Here is a 16,297-nt window from a genome sequence, read left to right on the forward strand (position 1 = left end):
CACGACGGGCCGGCGGGCCCGGCCTCCTGGCTCCCACTGCCGCCAGGAGGCCGCGACCCGCCGTCGCGCTCGGCCCGGTCAGGAGAACTGGGCGAAGAAGCGCCAGATCTCACCCTTGGTCCAGGTGGTGATGCCACTCTCGGCGTACGTCCCGTCCACCGGGCCCGGCATGTGCCCGTTGTCGAAGGCCGCCCACTGCACCGGGTACCCGGCGCGGCAACCGGAGTAGGCAGTGGTGATGTGCGTACGGCTGCCCGCACCCGGCTCGGGCGGGTTCTGGGCGTTGCACCCGTTGTTACGGACGAAGGTGTCGCGCAGCCCTCGGCCCTGGCCGATGCTGAGGACGTTGTCCGAGATGCCGTGCAGACCGAAGTACGCGATCGGCTGCGTACCGCCGCTGCAACCGCTGATCTGCGCACCGGCGATCACGGCGACCGCCCGGAAGACCGTGGCCCGCGCGCAGGCGAGGGCGTAGCTCATGCCACCGCCCCAGCTGAAGCCGAGGGCGAAGCGCTGCCTCGGGTTGACACACAGGTCGCTCTCGATCCGACGGATCATGTCGTCGACGAAGGTGACGTCCTCGCCACCGGCGTTGCCCCAACCGTTGCCGAGCCCCTGCGGCGCGACCAGGATGGCGCTGTTGTTCGACTGCTCCTGCTGTCCGTAGTAGGACCAGGCACTCCCGCTGGTGCCGCCGGAGGAGATCTCCTGCATGGTGCCGCCGCGCCAGTGGAACGCGAAGATCAGCCGGTAGGCGTTGTTGTTGTTGTAGTTGGCCGGCAGGCGCAGGATGAACTGGCGGCTCTTGCCGTTGCTCTGGATGGTGTGCGTGCCGCTGTTCAGCGTCGGAGCCTTGCCGCAGCCGGAGCCGCCGGTCGGCGGCGGGTCGCCGCCCCCGTCGACCCGGGCCAGTTGCCACTGCTGGTTGGCGCCGTTCCAGTCGGCGTACTGCACGATGTTCGCGCCGTCTGCGGTGGAGGCGCCCTGCACCTCGACGACCTTGCCGCTGTGCCGGCTGATCAGCCGGACGTGACCGCCGTCCGAGTCGGCCAACCGGAACTGCTGGTTGGTGCCGTTGTGGTCGGACCACTGCACGATCGCCCCGCCGTCGGCGGTCGAGAAGTTGTGCACATCGAGGACCTTGCCCGAGTGCCGGGACTTCAGCCGGTAGTAGCCACCGCCGGAGTCCACGAACTGCCACTGCTGGTTGGCGCCGTCGTTGCGGGTCCACTGGCTGATCCGCGCGCCGTCGTTGGTCGCCAGGCCGTACACGTCCAATGCCTTGCCACTGTTGCGGTTGACCAGCACGTACCAGGCGTTGGTGTCCACGGTCGCCGCCGCCGCGGGCGCCGCGTTCACCACCACGAGCGCGCTCGCCGCCAGGACCGCGGCGGCCGCCGCGGCCAGTCCCGACCGCCAACCGCGTCTGGGTGGAGAGGCGGGACGAGCCTCACCGATGGCCTTCATGGTCCACTCCTTCGATCGGTGTCACCCACGCGCAGTCCGTGGATGCGCTGCCTATGTGCCGGCGTCAGGTGGTGGCGTCAGCACGGTGGTGTGGTGCGGAAAGATCAGGTCACCGGAGCCGCCGACCAGCGTGACGACGAGCCCACGGTCGAGACCGGCCGGCGCGGGACCACGGCGGAGAATCGGGCTCCCGGCAGCCACAAGACCCGCTCGTGACAGCGAAGTTAGCGTTAACGACGTCATACGTCAAACGACTGAGGTCTATTTGTTGGCCATGCTGCGGACTCCGGTCCGGGCCCGCCCGGGGCCACGGAACACCCCCGCCCACCGGGCCCGGTGGCGACTCCCGGGCCCGGACGGCGGTCACGGAGTCCAGTACAGGTGCGGGTTCACCCGCCCGGACCAGTCGAAGACGGCCATGTTGTCCCAGCCGTTGCCGGTTCCGTTGATGTCCGCCGGGTCCCAGCCGTTGCCGCGTACCGCGTGCCAGGTCGGTTCCCAGTAGAAGACGCCTACCGCACCGGCGTTGCGCGCGGTGTTCTGCACCCAGCTGAACTGCTGCGCCTGGCCGGACCAGGTGGCCGGGATGTTGTCGCAGCGCGCGGTTCCGGAGATCACGTTCGGCTGGTGGTCGGCGTCGGCCGTGGTGAACGGGTACGCGGTCTCGGCGATCACCACCGGCCGGCCGTAGCGGGACCTCACGTCGGCGATCACGTTGTACAGGTTGGCCAGCGTGCCGTGCCACATGCAGTAGTAGGACAAGGCGGTGACGTCCCAGGTGACGCCCTGCGCCCGGATCCCGTCGTAGAACCAGCGGGCGTTGGCGTTGCTGTCCGCGTTCGCCGTGTGGATCCACACCTGGGTGGCGCCGTTGCACGCCTTGGTGGCCTGGTAGCCCCGCTTGAGCAGGCTCGCCAGCGGGGCGAAGTCGTTGTTGACCACCTGTCCGGCCGGCCAGAGCATGCCCACGTTGATCTCGTTGCCGATCTGCACGGCGTCCGGCGTGGTGCCCTGCGCCTTCAGCGCCGTGCACACGTCGTAGGTGTAGTTGTAGACGTCGGCCTGCAACTGGCTCAGCGAATGGTTGGCCCAGGCCGCCGGCGGATACTGCTTGCCCGGGTCGGCCCAGGTGTCCGAGTAGTGGAAGTCGATCAGCAGCTTGAAGCCCTTGGCCTTGATCGTCCTGGCCTGCTGAAGCACCCTGGCCTTGTTGTTGTAGCCGCTGGCCGGGTTGTTCCAGATGCGCAGCCGCAGATAGTTGACGCCCTTCGAGGCGAGGATGTCGTAGGGGTCGGCCTGCGCGCCGGAGGCGTTGTAGTAGCGGGCACCGAGATCGAGGCTGCGTTGCAGCGAGGAGACGTCCGCGCCGCGCATGGTGAGGGTGTTGGCCGCCTGCGCGGGAGCGGTCAGGGCCAGCGGGGCCGCGAGGACGACCACCGCCGCGAGGACCCGGAGGGACGGTTTCATGGCGCTCCTTCACATCCAGGGATGCGGGTGCCCGACGGATTCGGGCACGTCCGGCGGCACTGCCGGACGGTCTCGGAACCAGGTGAGGTGGTGATGGGGATCGATGGCTCAAGCGTGACAGTCAGGGTGACCCATGCCGGTGCTCCCGCACCAGCCCCGAACGCAGCGCTGGTCGCCGAGGCGGGGTAGCCGCGGCCTCCTCGTGCGCCCGGTCGACCCCGAGGCCGGCGCGGTAGTCCTCGAGCATCGCCCGCACGGTGGCCGGGTCGTGGATGGCCTGCCGGAACTCCCGGTGGTTGTCGACTCCCATGCGGTCCGGCCGCGCCTTGTCGCCGTACCAGGCGTCGGGATCGGCACCGATGGCCCGCTCCGGCTTGTCCGGCTGGGCGAAGAAGAACCAGTGGTACCAGTTCCGGGCGAACGTCGCGTCGCACCTGGTGAGCGCCTCGCTGATGGGCACCCCGTCGATGACCACCAGCCGACTGACGGTGTCGGGGTGGTCCAGTGCCAGGCGCAGCGCCACGTAGCAGCCGCGATCGTGCCCGACCGCGGCGAAGGTCGAATGGCCCAGCGCGTCCATCAGCCGGACCATGTCCGCCGCCACCACCCGCTTGGACTGCTGGGAGTGGTCCGGCAGAATTCGCGCCTTGCCGGACTGCCCGTAGCCCCGCATGTCAGGTCGGCCCCACGCCACCAGACGGGCCGAGAGCACCCGCTTGTATCGATTTCCTTGCATGTATCGATCGCCGTCCGGTATGAAGGCTTAGGAATCGTTCAGGTTCCGCTTCCTGGGAGGAGCGACGATGAAACCTGCCCTGCGCCGCCTACGCACGGTGACCGTCACATTCGCCGCCTGCACACTCGGGCTGACCCTGCTGTCGGCCCCCGCCGCGGCACACCCGGTGCAGCCGATCACGCCACTTTCCGACCGGGCACCCGAGTCGGACCAGTTCTCGGCCGAGGGTGTGACGACCGTCGGTGAGTTGCGCACCGTCGACGGTTCGTTGTCGTACGCCCGCGACGGCCGGACCCAGGTCATCCAGCACCCCGGCGCCACGTACATCAAGGTGCACTTCAGCTCGCTGCGGCTGGCCCCCGGGGAGTACGTCACCGTGTCGAGCCCCGACGGCCGGGAGAGCTACCGGTACGACCGCCACCTGAACCGGGCGACCGGCGCGGACTACACGACCGACGGGCGGCCGGGCTTCTGGGCGATGTCGGTGGAAGGTGACACGGCGGTGGTGGCGCTGCACAGCAACCGTTCCTCCCGGGGCAGCGCCGCGATCATCGACCGGTTCTGGCGCGGCTACGACCGCACGGAGATCGGCCAGTACAACTTCTCCACCCAGTCGGTGTGCAGCACCGACGCCCGCCGAGACGTGGTCTGCTACCAGAGCAGCCACCCCACCGAGTACGCACGCGGCAACGCCGTGGCCCGGCTGCTGATCAGCGGCGGCGGCATGTGCACCACCTGGCGGGTCGGCAACACCAACCGCATGTTGACCAACAAGCACTGCTTCTCGACGCAGGCCGCGGTCAGCGGCAGTGAGATGCAGTTCAACTACCAGTGCGCCACCTGCGGCGGCGCGAACCCCGGGCCCGGCACCAAGGTCAGTGGTGCAACGCTCTACCGGGTGAGCAGTGGTGGCTCCAGCCAACTCGACTACGCCCTGTTCTCGGTGAACAACTTCGCCGCCATCCAGGGCTTCGGCACGCTCTACCTGGCGACGTCCGCCACCACCACTGGGACGCAGATGTACATCCCGGGGCACGGTGACGGCAGCCCGAAGCGTCTGTCCATCTTCGAGAACGCCCAGAACGGCGCGCGCTGCACCGTACGGAACGCCAACTACAACACCTGGAACATCAGCTACAGCTGCGACACCTCCGGCGGCAACTCGGGCTCACCGGTGCTGAACAGCAGCCACCGGGTGATCGCCCTGCATCACCTCGGCGGTTGTCCGTCCAATCAGGGTGCCAAGGCGCACCTGATCTACAACGAGATCGCGAGTCTGATCGACAACGGCTGACCACGGCTGTGGCGGCCCGGGGGCGAACCGCGCACCCCCGGGCCGCCCGACCCACGTGGGCCGCGTACCCGACGCCGCCGTACCATCCGGTACATGACGATTGCCGTCGAACAGCACGTGGATGCCGAGGTCGCCACCGTCTGGCGGACAGTGAGCGACGTCGACCGTTGGGCCGAGCTGCTGCCCACCATCGACGAGATCAGACGAATCGACGATGCCGGGCCGGTGACGGTCGGCAGCCGTTTCCGGATCCGCCAACCCGGGCTGACCACCGCCACGTACGAGATCACCGACTGGCGACCCGGGGCCGGCTTCACCTGGGTGGCCCGTATGCCGGGGGTGCGAACCAGGGCGAGTCACGAGCTGCATCCGGAGGGCTCCGCCACCCGCCTGCGGCTGAGCATCGACTGGGACGGCCCGGGAGCCCCTCTGGTCGAGCTGCTGTACGGCAGGCGGACCCAGCGACTCCTCGCGCAGGAGGCGACGACCTTCGCCGAGCTCGCCGCGGGTAGCGAGGGTGAGCGATGAACCCGGTCGAGCGCATACCCACCCGCTGGGACGTCCTGGACGAGCGGTTCCAGGCGGTGAGCGGTGACCACATGGTGCAGCGACTGTTCGACGGTGGGCGTTGGTTGGAGGGGCCGGCGTACTCCGCCGCGTGGCGCTGTTTGTTGTTCAGCGACATCCCCAACGACCGGGTGGTGCGGTGGGACGAGGTCACCGGCCGATGCGACGTCTTCCAGACACCCGCCGGTTACCCCAACGGCCGCACCATCGACCGCCTCGGCCGTGTCGTGACCTGCGAGCACGGCCACCGTCGGGTCACCCGTACCGAACCCGACGGGTCGCTGACCGTGGTGGCGGACCGTTGGCGGGGCAAGCGGTTCAACAGCCCGAACGACGTCGTGGAGACCAGCGACGGCTCGTTGTGGTTCACCGATCCGAGCTACGGCATCGACAGCGACTACGAGGGGCACCGGGCGGATCCGGAGCTGGACGGCTGCCACGTCTACCGCTGCTCGCCCGACGGCCGGGTGGAACGGGTCGCCGACGACTTCCTGCGTCCCAACGGCCTGGCGTTCTCGGCGGACGAGCGTCGGCTGTTCATCGTCGACACCCGTCGTAAGCATCTCCGCCACTTCGACGTGGGCCCCGACTGGACGCTGCGTGACCGTGGCGTGCTCGCCGAATGCGACGCCGGGTCGTTCGACGGGATCCGACTCGACCGGGAGGGCCGGCTGTGGGTCGCCGCCCACGACGGGCTGCACTGCTTCGACCAGGAGGGCACATTGCTCGGCAAACTCCGACTACCGGAGATCTGCTCGAACCTCACCTTCGGTGGCCGCAAGCGCAATCTGCTGTTCGTGACGGCCACCACCTCGGTCTACTCGCTCGCGCTCAACGTGACCGGCGCGGGCCCGACGACCGGCCCGGCCACCGGATAGGCACGCATCGCCCAGCGCAGCGCGGCGACGTCGTCGCGCAGCCGGGCCGCCGACCTCCGCTGGGTCGGACGACCCGGACACCAGCCACCGATCCTCCCCGGCGGACCAGGGACGCCGGGGAGGAATGGGTGACCACCGACCCGGGTATGGCACACCTGTTCGAGAGAAGGGGTGGTGCCGAGATGACCGAGAAGCATGATCCGCAGGCCGCGGTGAAAGACCCGGACGAGTGGGTGACCGGCGACGAGCCGACGACGGCGGCGCAGGAGTCGTACCTGCGGACCCTGGCCCGCGAGGCGGGCGAGAGCGTGCCGGACGGCCTCAGCAAGGCCGAGGCGGCAAAGCTGATCGACCAGTTGCAGCAGCAGACCGGGCGGGGCGATCAGGGCTGATCCCCTGAGGCCACCTCCATCTTATCTACGGGTCAAGTCGTGCGAATCACCCTGGATGCCGATTTTGTGGGTCTGGCCGGTACATATTCTCGACCAGTCCCCGTGCAGCAGCCTCTGGCAGACCAGGGAGCAGTGTGTCCGAAACAGTGCGGCAGCTCGCCATCGAGCAGCAGGTGGTCGACAAGGTCTACGAGCGACTGGAGGTCATGCGTACGCAGGCGAGGGAACTGGACTCCGAGGGCCGTGGTCGTGCCTCGGCCGGCCCGCTGACCGGGCTGGTCGAGCGCGACGCGATGGTGCTGCGCGCCGCGGCCCGGTTGTCCGACCTGGACGGTCAGCAGGAGGGCCTGGTCTTCGGTCGGCTGGACTTCGACGACGGCGACACCTACCGCGTCGGCCGGCTCGGCGTACGCGACGAGGACCGGGAGCCGCTGGTGGTGGACTGGCGCGCACCGGCCGCCGCGCCGTTCTACCGAGCCACCCCCGGTGAGCCACTGGGCGTGGTGCGCCGTCGGATCATCACCTGCGAGGGTCCCACGGTCGTCGACGTGGACGACGAGGTGCTGTCGGCCGGCGACGTCGACGGTGTGGTGGGCGAAGGCGCCCTGCTCGCGTCGCTCACCCGGGAACGCGGTCCGCACATGCGCGACATCGTCAGCACCATCCAGCGCGAGCAGGACGAGGCGATCCGCGCACCCGCGCACGGCGTCACCGTCATCACCGGTGGCCCCGGGACCGGCAAGACCCAGGTCGCCCTGCACCGTGCCGCCTATCTGCTCTACACCGACCGGGGCAAGTTCGCCGACGGCCGGGTGCTGGTGGTCGGTCCGTCGACCGTGTTCACCGAGTACATCGGCCGGGTGTTGCCCGGTCTCGGCGAGGACAGCGTCCACCTGCGGGCGATCGGCGAACTGTTCGACGGTGTGGTGGCGACCCGACGTGACCGCGCCGAGGTCGCCAGATCCAAGGGCGACCTGAAGATGGTGCGGGTACTCACCGAACTGGCCTGGCACACCCCGCCGAACGCGCCGGCGCAGTTGGGCAGGCTCGACGCCGACGACCTGGCGAAGGCGCGCCTGGAGGTGCGTCGACGGTGCGAGGCGCGGGGCATCAAACCCAACGGCGCCCGCGCCGAGGCGGCGACGGTGCTCTCGGAACTGCTCGGCGGCCGGGAGATCCCCGAGGCCTTCCTCACGGCGTGGTGGCCGACGCTGACGCCGCAGGACGTGCTGCCCGCGCAGCACGGGCAGTGGTCGGTGGACGACGTCCCGCTGCTCGACGAACTCGCCGAGATCCTGGGTAGGCCGATCACCCCGACACCGACCAGGAACGAGTGGCAGGTGCGTGAGTTGAGCAGTGGCCCGCGTCTGGCGGAGACCTTCGTGCTCAGCCTGAGCCTCAACGACGGTTGGCAGCTCTTCGCGCCCGGGCTGTCCACCCCGATCGCCGTCTCCGGTCAGTCCCTGGACAGCGGCAACACCTGGGCGGCGCAGCGCTGGGCAGCGGCGATCATCCTGCGTGAGGGCCACCAGGTGGTGGGCTGGTCGGACGGCTTCGACCCGTACGGCGAGGAGGGGCACGTGCCGGAGTTGGCCGAGCCGCTGCCGGTGGCGGAGCCCGCCGAGCCCGTCGAGGACGTGTACCTGCACGTCATCCTCGACGAGGCCCAGGACCTCTCGCCGATGGAGTGTCGGATGATCGCCCGCCGAGCCGCCCACGCCTCGATGACGATCGTGGGCGACCTCGGTCAGGCGACCCATCCGCTGGCCGCCGGAAGCTGGCCGGAGCTGGTGACGCAGCTGGGCAAGCGCGAGGTCAGGATGCTCGACCTGCCCACCGGCTACCGGGTGCCGCAGGTCATCGCCGACTTCGCCGCCCGGGCGCTGGCACCCGGGCTCGCGCCGACCCGCTCCTTCCGGCCCGGCGGCACCCTCACGATCCGTCAGGTGGACGACCTGCGAGCGGCCCTCGCTCAGGAAACCGGTGCGATCATCGCCGCGGACGCGATCGCCGACCCGCTGGGGGCGATCCCGGTCAGTCAGGTCAAGGGGCTGGAGTACGACCGGGTGGTGCTGGTGGAGCCCGCCGACATCGTCGCCGCCGAGCCTCGCGGCATGAACCGGCTCTACGTCGCCCTGACCCGGGCCGTCGCCGAACTGGTCATCCTGCACACCAAGCCACTGCCGGAGGCGCTCCGGTCGTGAGCGCCCGATCGGCGGCGGTCACCCGTCGTCAGACGCCGACGGTGGTCGCTGGACCGCCTCGGCGACGACCCGCCAGACCTGGACGGCGAGCCAGTCGTTGAGCTGCTCCGGCCCGACCTCGTCGCGGTGGTCGAACCACCAGATGATGCCGGCGTCGACCATGCCGACGACACTGGCCACCACGTACGCGGGCAGGTGCGCCGCGTAGCCGGCGGCACGCAGGTTGGCGACGGCGGCTTCGGTGATTTCGGGCACCGCGTGCGCGGTGCCGAGGCGGGCCCGGAACCGGTAGAGGTTGGGGTGGGCCACCGCCCAGCTCAACACCCGGCCGATGATGCCGTGGACCACCTCCGGCGGCGTGCCCTGGTCCGACAGCGACGGACGGATCCAGGCGCTGACCAGGCGGGCGGCGTGCCGGGCGACGGCCTGGTCGAGGTCGTCCTTGCTGGCGAAATGGCGGTAGACGTGCGGTCTGGGCAGCCCGGCCCGGTCGGCTACCGTGCCCAGCCCGGTGTCGGTGCCGTGTTCCTCGATGACGCGGACCGCGGCCTCCACGATCGCCTGCCGTCGCCGGGCCCGCTCCTGCGGGATGCCGCCGGCACGGCGGGCGGCGATGGTGTCCCGTTTCACCGCCGCATTGCTCACCTGATCACTGTAGCGGCTCGCTACCCTGGGATGGGTACGAGCTGTACCCAACCAGCGTCCTGCGAGGTAGCCATGCCCAGTCAAGCACCCGGCCCCGTCGACCTCGCCCGCCTTCAGCAGGTGCTCGACGGACCGTGGGTCGAGGTCCGCAACGCGCACCGCCGGCACCTCGACGAACGCTTCCTCCCGGTATACGGCGAGACCGGCGACCAGGCGCGTGAGCGGATCACCCGTCTGCTCGGCGAGCTGCCCGTCAAGCTGGGGATCGCGTCGGCGTTTCCCACTCAGTACGGCGGTGGATCCGACGTCGGCGGCTCGATCATCGCCACCGAGATGCTGGCGCAGGTCGACCTCTCGCTGATGGTCAAGGCCGGCGTGCAGTGGGGCCTGTTCGGCGGTGCGGTCGCGGCCCTGGGCACCCGGCGCCACCACGACGCCTACCTTCGGGACATCATCTCCGGCCGGATCCTGGGCTGCTTCGCGATGACCGAGACCGGGCACGGCTCCGACGTCCAGCAACTGCGCACCACCTGCACGTACGACCCCCGGACGCAGACCTTCGACCTGCACACGCCGCACCAGGCGGCCCGCAAGGACTACATCGGCAACGCGGCCCGGGACGGGCGGATGGCGGTGGTCTTCGCGCAGTTGGTCACCAACGGGCGGCGGCACGGCGTACACGCGTGGCTGGTGCCGATCCGCGACGAGCAGGGCAACCCGCTGCCCGGCGTGACCATCGGCGACGCGGGGCCCAAGGCCGGCCTGCTCGGCGTGGACAACGGGCGACTCAGCTTCGACCACGTGACGGTGCCCCGGGACATGCTGCTGGACCGGTACGGACAGGTCGCCGAGGACGGCACGTACTCCAGCCCGATCGAGAACGACTCCCGGCGCTTCTTCACCATGCTCGGCACCCTGGTCCGCGGCCGGGTCAGTGTGGGTGGCGCCGCGGCGTCGGCCACCAAGGCGGCGTTGACCATCGCGGTCCGCTACGGCGACACCCGCCGCCAGTTCAGCACCCCCGACGCCGAGCGGGAGGTGCTGCTCAACGACTACCTGGCCCACCAGCGCAAGCTGCTGCCCGCCCTGGCCACCACGTACGCGCTGCATTTCGCCCAGGCCGAACTGGTCGCCGCGGTGCACGAGGTGCAGGGCGGCGACGGCCCGGTCGACGAACGCCGGCAGCGGGAGTTGGAGTCCCGCGCCGCCGGGCTGAAGGCCGCACAGACCTGGCACGCCGCCCGCACCATCCAGCTGTGTCGCGAGGCGTGCGGCGGCGCCGGCTACCTGGCCGAGAACCGGTTGCCGGGCCTGCGGGCCGACACCGACGTCTTCACCACCTTCGAGGGTGACAACACGGTCCTGCTGCAACTGGTCGCCAAGGGGCTGCTCACCGGCTACCGGGACGAGTTCGGCTCGCTGGACGGCTGGGGTCGCGCCTCCTTCGTCGCCGAGCAGGTCCGGGAGATGGTGCTCGAACGCACCGCCGCGCGGTCGCTGATCCAGCAGCTCATCGGCGCCGTGCCCGGCCGCGACGAGGAGGTCGCCGTCACCGACCGGGGCTGGCAGCTCAAGATCTTCGACGACCGCGAGAAGCACCTGCTCGAAGGGGCGATCCGCCGCCTGCGCAACGGCGCGACCACCAAGCAGGACCGCCCGTTCGACATCTTCAACGACGTCCAGGACCACGTCCTGACCGCCGCCGCCGCACACATCGACCGGATCACCCTTGAGGCGTTCGTCGCCGGCATCGAGGACACTGCGGACCCGGCGGTCCGGGCGCTGCTCTCCCGCGTCTGCGATCTGTACGCCCTCAGCGTCATCGAGTCCCACAAGGGGTGGCTGCTGGAGCACGGCCGGCTCACGCCGGCCCGCTCGAAGGCGATCACGGCCGTGGTGAACGGCCTGCTCAAGGAGCTGCGCCCGCAGATGCGGACGCTTGTCGACGGATTCGCCATCCCGGACATCTGGCTGCACGCCGCCATCCTGCGCGAGGAGCCGGGTCGTCAGGAGACGATGACCGCCCACGACACCACCATCGCCTAGCACCTGGCCGCGCGGGATCCGCGCAGCCAGCAGGCGGCCTGCGCAATATGTTGCATGCCACTCTCGGGCAACCCCACCGCGGAGGTGAGGCATCTCGCATTTGATTCAAGCTTGAACACACGCCGGGCTATCGTCGGGTTCAAGCTTGAACCTCACACCCATTGGAGTTGTCGTGACCCTGTTCCGGCTGGATGCCAGCATCCGCACCCACGGCTCGGCGAGCCGCGAGATCGCGGACATCGTCGAGGCGGAGTGGCTCACCGCGCGCCCAGACGAGACGATCGAACGTCGCCACCTCGGCGTCGATCCCCTGCCCGCGACCGCCTGGGCCGCAGCGGTCACCGCCGGGACGACCGCGGCGGAGGAGCACACCACCGAGCAGCGCGAGGCCGTCGCCCTCGCCGCGACACTTGTGGACGAGCTGCTCGCCGCCGACGCCATCCTGTTCGCCGTGCCGCTCTACAACTACGGCGTCTCACAGCACTTCAAGGCGTACGTCGACCTGGTGAGCACCGACCCGCGAGCGTTCGCCAAGCCGTTCCTGGCGGGCAAGCGGGTCGTGCTCGCCACGGTTCGTGGCGGGGCGTACGGCGGTGGCACGCCCCGGGAGGGTTGGGACCACGCGACGCCGTACCTGCGCCGCATCCTCGCCGACTGCTGGGGCGCCGACCTCACCGTCGTCGAACGCGAGTTCACCCTCGTCGGTGTCAACCCCGCCCTTGACCCGTTCACCGACCAGGCCGCGCAGATGCACACCGAGGCCCTGCAGGCCGCACGGGAGGCCGGCCGCGCGCTCGGCGGCCTGCCGGTCGCGGCCTGAGGCACACCGGCGCGGTACGCCCCGGACCCGTCGTCGCCGGGGCGGACCCGAGAGCGGGCCGGGCAGCCGGAGCCGCACCCACCGGGGATGCGGCATCAGGTGCCCGGCTCGTCCATTTCACCTCACCCTCAACCATCCGCATGGCAGCAGGTGGCGGCTACTGCTGCCGAGGGGTGGCGCTGGCGCTCCGGTGGGAGAACCGCCGGCTGCGACGGTCGGGCAGGGCCTGGTGACGTTGGAGCGCTTATCGGCATTCGCTGGCCGTTCACACCAGCGCCAGGCAGGCGTCAACTCGGCGCGGCAGGGTGACCGCCTGCGCATGTTGCGCGGGTGCTCTGAGGTGGACTCTGCGTGGGACGGGGCCGGCAGACGATGCGATCCGACGTGATCGGAGAGACGACGCTCTCCGTGGTCGTTCCGATGTACAACGAAGAGGCGGTGGTAGCCGGCCTCGTCGCCCGGCTCCGCCCGGTGCTGGACGATCTGCACGTCGACTACGAGGTGGTGGCCGTCGACGACGGCAGCCGGGACGCCACCGTCACGCTGCTCACCGCGCAGGCGCGGGACTGGCCACAGCTACGAATCGTGCGGTTGCGTCGCAACAGTGGCCATCAGGCGGCGCTTACCGCCGGCCTGCACCGGGCGCGCGGCCGTTGGGTGGTCAGCCTCGACGCCGACCTCCAGGACCCGCCGGAGACCATCGCCGAGATGTTGCGGCTCGCTCGGGCCGGTGCCGCCGTGGTGTACGGGGTACGCGCCGACCGCAGCACTGACACGTTCTTCAAGCGGCACACCGCCCGGGCCTACTACCGCCTGATGCGGCGGATCGTCGGGGCCGAGGTGCCGGCTCAGGCGGGCGACTTCCGGATGGTCAGCCGGGAGGTGGTGCAGACGCTGCGCCGACTGCCCGAACGAAACCCGGTCTACCGGCTGCTGATCCCGGCCCTCGGCTTTCCCAGCGCCGAGGTCCGCTACGTACGTGAGGCCCGGCACGCCGGGCAGACGAAATACCCGCTGCCGCGCATGATCGCGCTGGCCTGGGACAGCGTCGCCAACTTCTCCGCCGCTCCGCTGCGGCTGGCCACCTGGCTCGGCGCGGGCAGCTTCCTGGCCTGCCTGGCGCTGATCGCCTTCGGTGTGGTCGGGCACCTGCGCGGGGTGACCATCCCCGGCTGGACCTCGCTGTTCGTGGCGGTGCTGCTGCTCGGCGGGGTGCAGCTGGTCTGCCTGGGCCTGCTCGGCGAGTACGTCGGCCGGATCTACGCCGCCGTGCAGAACCGGCCGACCTTTCACATCGGCTCGGACAGTGCCGACGACCCGCCCGCACCGTCGGAGCCTCCGGCGGCCAACGGCCACCCGGTCGCTGCCCTCCGTGGCTGACCTGCGCCGATTCGCCGCACTGCTGCCCTGGCTGGCGGTGCTCACCGCGCTGCCGGTCGGCTGGTGGCATGGCGGGGTACCGGCGGCCGACGTCGGGACATTCGTGGCGTACTGGGCGTTGACGCTGGTGCTGCCGGGGACCCTGGTGCACCGGGCGCTGCGCGGCAGCCGGGGCAATCTGCCCGAGGATCTCGGCTACGGTGCGGCCACCGGCCTGCTGCTCGAACTCGCCGCCTGGGCGGTCGCCGCCGCCTCCGGCGGCCAGCACCTGTTGCGGTGGTGGCCGCTGCCGGTGGTCGTGGCCTTCCTGGCCGTGCCCCGGTTGCGGCGGCACTGGCGCACCGGTCCCGGTCGGCGGCTGCCGCTGGGCTGGCACTGGGCGATCTGCGGGGTGCTGCTGCTGATCGCCGGGTGGGGGTACGCCAACTGGCGGATGCTGCCGCTACCTCCCGCCGACTACGCCTACTACCCGGACCTGCTCTACCACCTCGGGCTGGTGCACGAACTCACCCGGACCATGCCCTTCGAGCTGCCGCACCTGGCCGGGGAGTCGCTGCGCTACCACTACCTGTCCGACGCGCACATCGCCAGCGCCAGCATGATCACCGGCGTGCCACCCGCCACGGCGCTGCTGCACCTGTGGGTGGTGCCGGTCGGCTGGGTGGCCGCGCTGGTCACCGCCGCGCTTGCCCGCGAACTGGCCGGACGCTTGTGGGCCGGGCCGTTGGTCGCCGCGGTGGGATACGTCGGCGCCTCGCCCACCTTCGGCTCACCGCTGGACATCCCGTGGACCCGGGCACTGTCGTACGCCAGCCTCTCCCAGACGTACGCGCTGCCGCTGCTGATGCTGCTCGCCGCCGTCTGTGTCCAGGCGCTACGCGGGCGGGCCCTCGGCCCGGCCTGGGTGCTGGTGCCGGCGCTCGGCCTGGCCTGCGCGGGCGCGAAGTCCAGCGCCCTGCCGCCGCTGATCGCCGGCCTCGGTCTCGCCGCGCTGGCCGCCTGGATCCGTCGTCGTCGGATGCCGTGGCGGGTGTTCGCCGTGCTGGCCTCGTTGGTCGCCGCCATGGCCGTCGGCTACCGGCTGTTCGCCGGTGGCGGCGCGGGCACCCTGCGGGCTCAACCGCTCGGGCTGATCCGACACCTGCTGCCCTACCAGCAGACGTACGGCGCGGACGAAGGTGCCCGGTTCGGGGGCCTGCTGCCGCCGGGCCTGGCGGAGGCGGACGGGAGCGCCGCGTGGCTGCTCGCGGCGGCCCTGTTCGGCTCGTGGCTGCTGCGGCAGACACCCCGGCTGGCCGGCGGGTCGCTGCTGGCCACGCCGACCCGACGCGACCCGGTCGCCTGGCTGTTCACCGGTGCCGTCGCCGCCGGCCTCGCCGTGGCCTGGCTGACCTATCACCCCTCCGCCAGCCAGGTCTACTTCTGGCTACCCGTCATTCCGTTCGGTGCCCTGCTCGCCGGCTGGCTGCTCGCCCGGACCCGGGTACGGTGGCCGGTGCTCGTGACGGCCGGTCTCCTCGGCGTACTCGCGCAACTTCTCGCCCCACCGCTCGGCTCACCCCCGGTGCTGACCCAGGCGGAACGAGCCATCGAGTCGGTACGCGTCGCCAACGCCGACGACTGGATGACCGCGCTCGGCTGGTCGGCCGCCCGGTACGCCGCCCTGATCGTCCTGGCCGCACTGCTCGCCGTCACGGTGGAGGCGCTGCTCCTCAGGTGGCCCCGGGCCGCCGTCACCGCGCGCCGCGCCGCCCTGGCCCGTCGGCTGGGCCGGCCGGCGCGGACGACGCTGCTCGGCCGGTCGGCGCTCGCCGGTGTGGTCACCGCACTGCTCGGTGCCAGCCTCGCCACCGGAGTGGACATCCCGGTCCGGCACCTGCTCGCCGGTGAGGATCCGCTCGGCGCCATCAACCAGCAGCTCGTGGTGACCGAGGCCGAGATGCGGGCCGCGCTCTGGCTGAACGAGCACACCGACCCCGACGACCTGGTCGCCACAAATGTGCACTGCCGACCGGTACGGTCCACACCGCACTGCGACGCCCGCGCCTACTGGGTCACCGGCCTGGGCGGACGACGCGCCCTGGTGGAGAGCTGGGCGTACGCCGACGCCACCCTCGCCGCCCACGGCCGCGACGGATACCGCTACCCCCGACAATCCGCCCCCGACCCGGCACTGTTCGGCCTCAACGAGCGCATCTTCACCGCGCCCACCCCCGCCGACCTGGCCCGGCTCCGCGAAGCCCATGGGGTGCGCTGGCTACTCGCCGACACCAACGCCGGACCGGTCTCCACCGACCTGGCCCGGCTCGCCCCGGTCCGCTACACCACCGGCCCGGTCACCATCCACGAACTACCCTGACAGCACCCCCGCGACCCGACCGGCTCCGGCAGCGACCGAGGT

Annotated in this window: 14 protein-coding genes; 10 read left to right on the forward strand and 4 right to left on the reverse strand. The window is 70.9% G+C overall.

The window, feature by feature from the left end; genetic code table 11:
- Positions 1-78: 78 nt before the first annotated feature.
- Positions 79-1,467: an RICIN domain-containing protein gene (locus AB0J93_RS07985; RefSeq protein ID WP_363919297.1), complete on the reverse strand. Its 1,389-nt coding sequence runs from the start codon at positions 1,465-1,467 to the stop codon at positions 79-81.
- Between the two features lie 93 nt (positions 1,468-1,560).
- Here AB0J93_RS07985 and AB0J93_RS07990 point away from each other — a divergent pair, with 93 nt between their 5' ends.
- Positions 1,561-1,683, forward strand: coding sequence for a hypothetical protein (locus AB0J93_RS07990; protein WP_363919299.1), 123 nt, complete (start codon positions 1,561-1,563; stop codon positions 1,681-1,683).
- 147 nt (positions 1,684-1,830) lie between these two features.
- On the opposite strand, the gene AB0J93_RS07995 is transcribed toward AB0J93_RS07990, so the two are convergent.
- Both AB0J93_RS07995 and AB0J93_RS08000 read right to left on the reverse strand, forming a co-directional pair.
- On the reverse strand, positions 1,831-2,934 hold the full coding sequence (locus AB0J93_RS07995) for a glycosyl hydrolase 53 family protein (protein ID WP_363919301.1): 1,104 nt from the start codon (positions 2,932-2,934) through the stop codon (positions 1,831-1,833).
- Between the two features lie 121 nt (positions 2,935-3,055).
- On the reverse strand, positions 3,056-3,670 hold the full coding sequence (locus AB0J93_RS08000) for an alpha/beta hydrolase (protein WP_363919303.1): 615 nt from the start codon (positions 3,668-3,670) through the stop codon (positions 3,056-3,058).
- Between the two features lie 67 nt (positions 3,671-3,737).
- On the opposite strand from AB0J93_RS08000, the gene AB0J93_RS08005 reads away from it, so the two are divergent.
- The 5 genes from AB0J93_RS08005 to AB0J93_RS08025 all read left to right on the forward strand — a co-directional run bounded on the left by AB0J93_RS08005 (position 3,738) and on the right by AB0J93_RS08025 (position 9,005).
- Positions 3,738-4,964 (forward strand): serine protease, encoded by a 1,227-nt coding sequence (locus tag AB0J93_RS08005; RefSeq protein ID WP_363919305.1) that lies wholly within the window; start codon positions 3,738-3,740, stop codon positions 4,962-4,964.
- Positions 4,965-5,057: 93 nt separating this feature from the next.
- Complete coding sequence (locus tag AB0J93_RS08010) at positions 5,058-5,492, forward strand: SRPBCC family protein (RefSeq protein ID WP_363919307.1); 435 nt, start codon at positions 5,058-5,060, stop codon at positions 5,490-5,492.
- Positions 5,489-6,409, forward strand: a complete 921-nt coding sequence (locus AB0J93_RS08015) for an SMP-30/gluconolactonase/LRE family protein (RefSeq protein ID WP_363919309.1) — start codon at positions 5,489-5,491, stop codon at positions 6,407-6,409. Before AB0J93_RS08010 ends, AB0J93_RS08015 begins: the two co-directional genes overlap by 4 nt.
- Positions 6,410-6,591: 182 nt before the next feature.
- Entirely contained in the window at positions 6,592-6,801 is a 210-nt protein-coding gene (locus tag AB0J93_RS08020; RefSeq protein WP_363919311.1) for a DUF3072 domain-containing protein, read from the forward strand.
- A 134-nt stretch (positions 6,802-6,935) separates the two neighbouring features.
- A complete protein-coding gene (locus AB0J93_RS08025) occupies positions 6,936-9,005 on the forward strand; it encodes a UvrD-helicase domain-containing protein (RefSeq protein WP_363919313.1) in 2,070 nt (689 codons plus the stop codon).
- 18 nt (positions 9,006-9,023) lie between these two features.
- Here the strand turns inward: AB0J93_RS08025 and AB0J93_RS08030 are convergent, their stop codons facing one another.
- Positions 9,024-9,650 carry a TetR/AcrR family transcriptional regulator gene (locus tag AB0J93_RS08030; protein WP_363919315.1) on the reverse strand — a complete coding sequence of 209 codons (627 nt, stop codon included), beginning with the start codon at positions 9,648-9,650 and terminating at the stop codon, positions 9,024-9,026.
- Between the two features lie 72 nt (positions 9,651-9,722).
- Between AB0J93_RS08030 and AB0J93_RS08035 the strand changes: the two genes are divergently transcribed.
- From AB0J93_RS08035 to AB0J93_RS08050, 4 genes are all read left to right on the forward strand, one after another.
- Positions 9,723-11,696, forward strand: a complete 1,974-nt coding sequence (locus tag AB0J93_RS08035) for an acyl-CoA dehydrogenase (protein WP_363919317.1) — start codon at positions 9,723-9,725, stop codon at positions 11,694-11,696.
- 172 nt (positions 11,697-11,868) lie between these two features.
- Positions 11,869-12,516 (forward strand): NAD(P)H-dependent oxidoreductase, encoded by a 648-nt coding sequence (locus AB0J93_RS08040; RefSeq protein WP_363919319.1) that lies wholly within the window; start codon positions 11,869-11,871, stop codon positions 12,514-12,516.
- A gap of 351 nt (positions 12,517-12,867) precedes the next feature.
- Positions 12,868-13,896: a glycosyltransferase family 2 protein gene (locus tag AB0J93_RS08045; protein ID WP_363919321.1), complete on the forward strand. Its 1,029-nt coding sequence runs from the start codon at positions 12,868-12,870 to the stop codon at positions 13,894-13,896.
- Positions 13,889-16,255: a hypothetical protein gene (locus AB0J93_RS08050; protein ID WP_363919323.1), complete on the forward strand. Its 2,367-nt coding sequence runs from the start codon at positions 13,889-13,891 to the stop codon at positions 16,253-16,255. The genes AB0J93_RS08045 and AB0J93_RS08050 overlap by 8 nt, the downstream gene beginning before the upstream one ends.
- The last annotated feature ends 42 nt before the right edge of the window (positions 16,256-16,297 follow it).

This window comes from Micromonospora sp. NPDC049374, from assembly GCF_040677165.1.
Lineage (GTDB): Bacteria > Actinomycetota > Actinomycetes > Mycobacteriales > Micromonosporaceae > Micromonospora.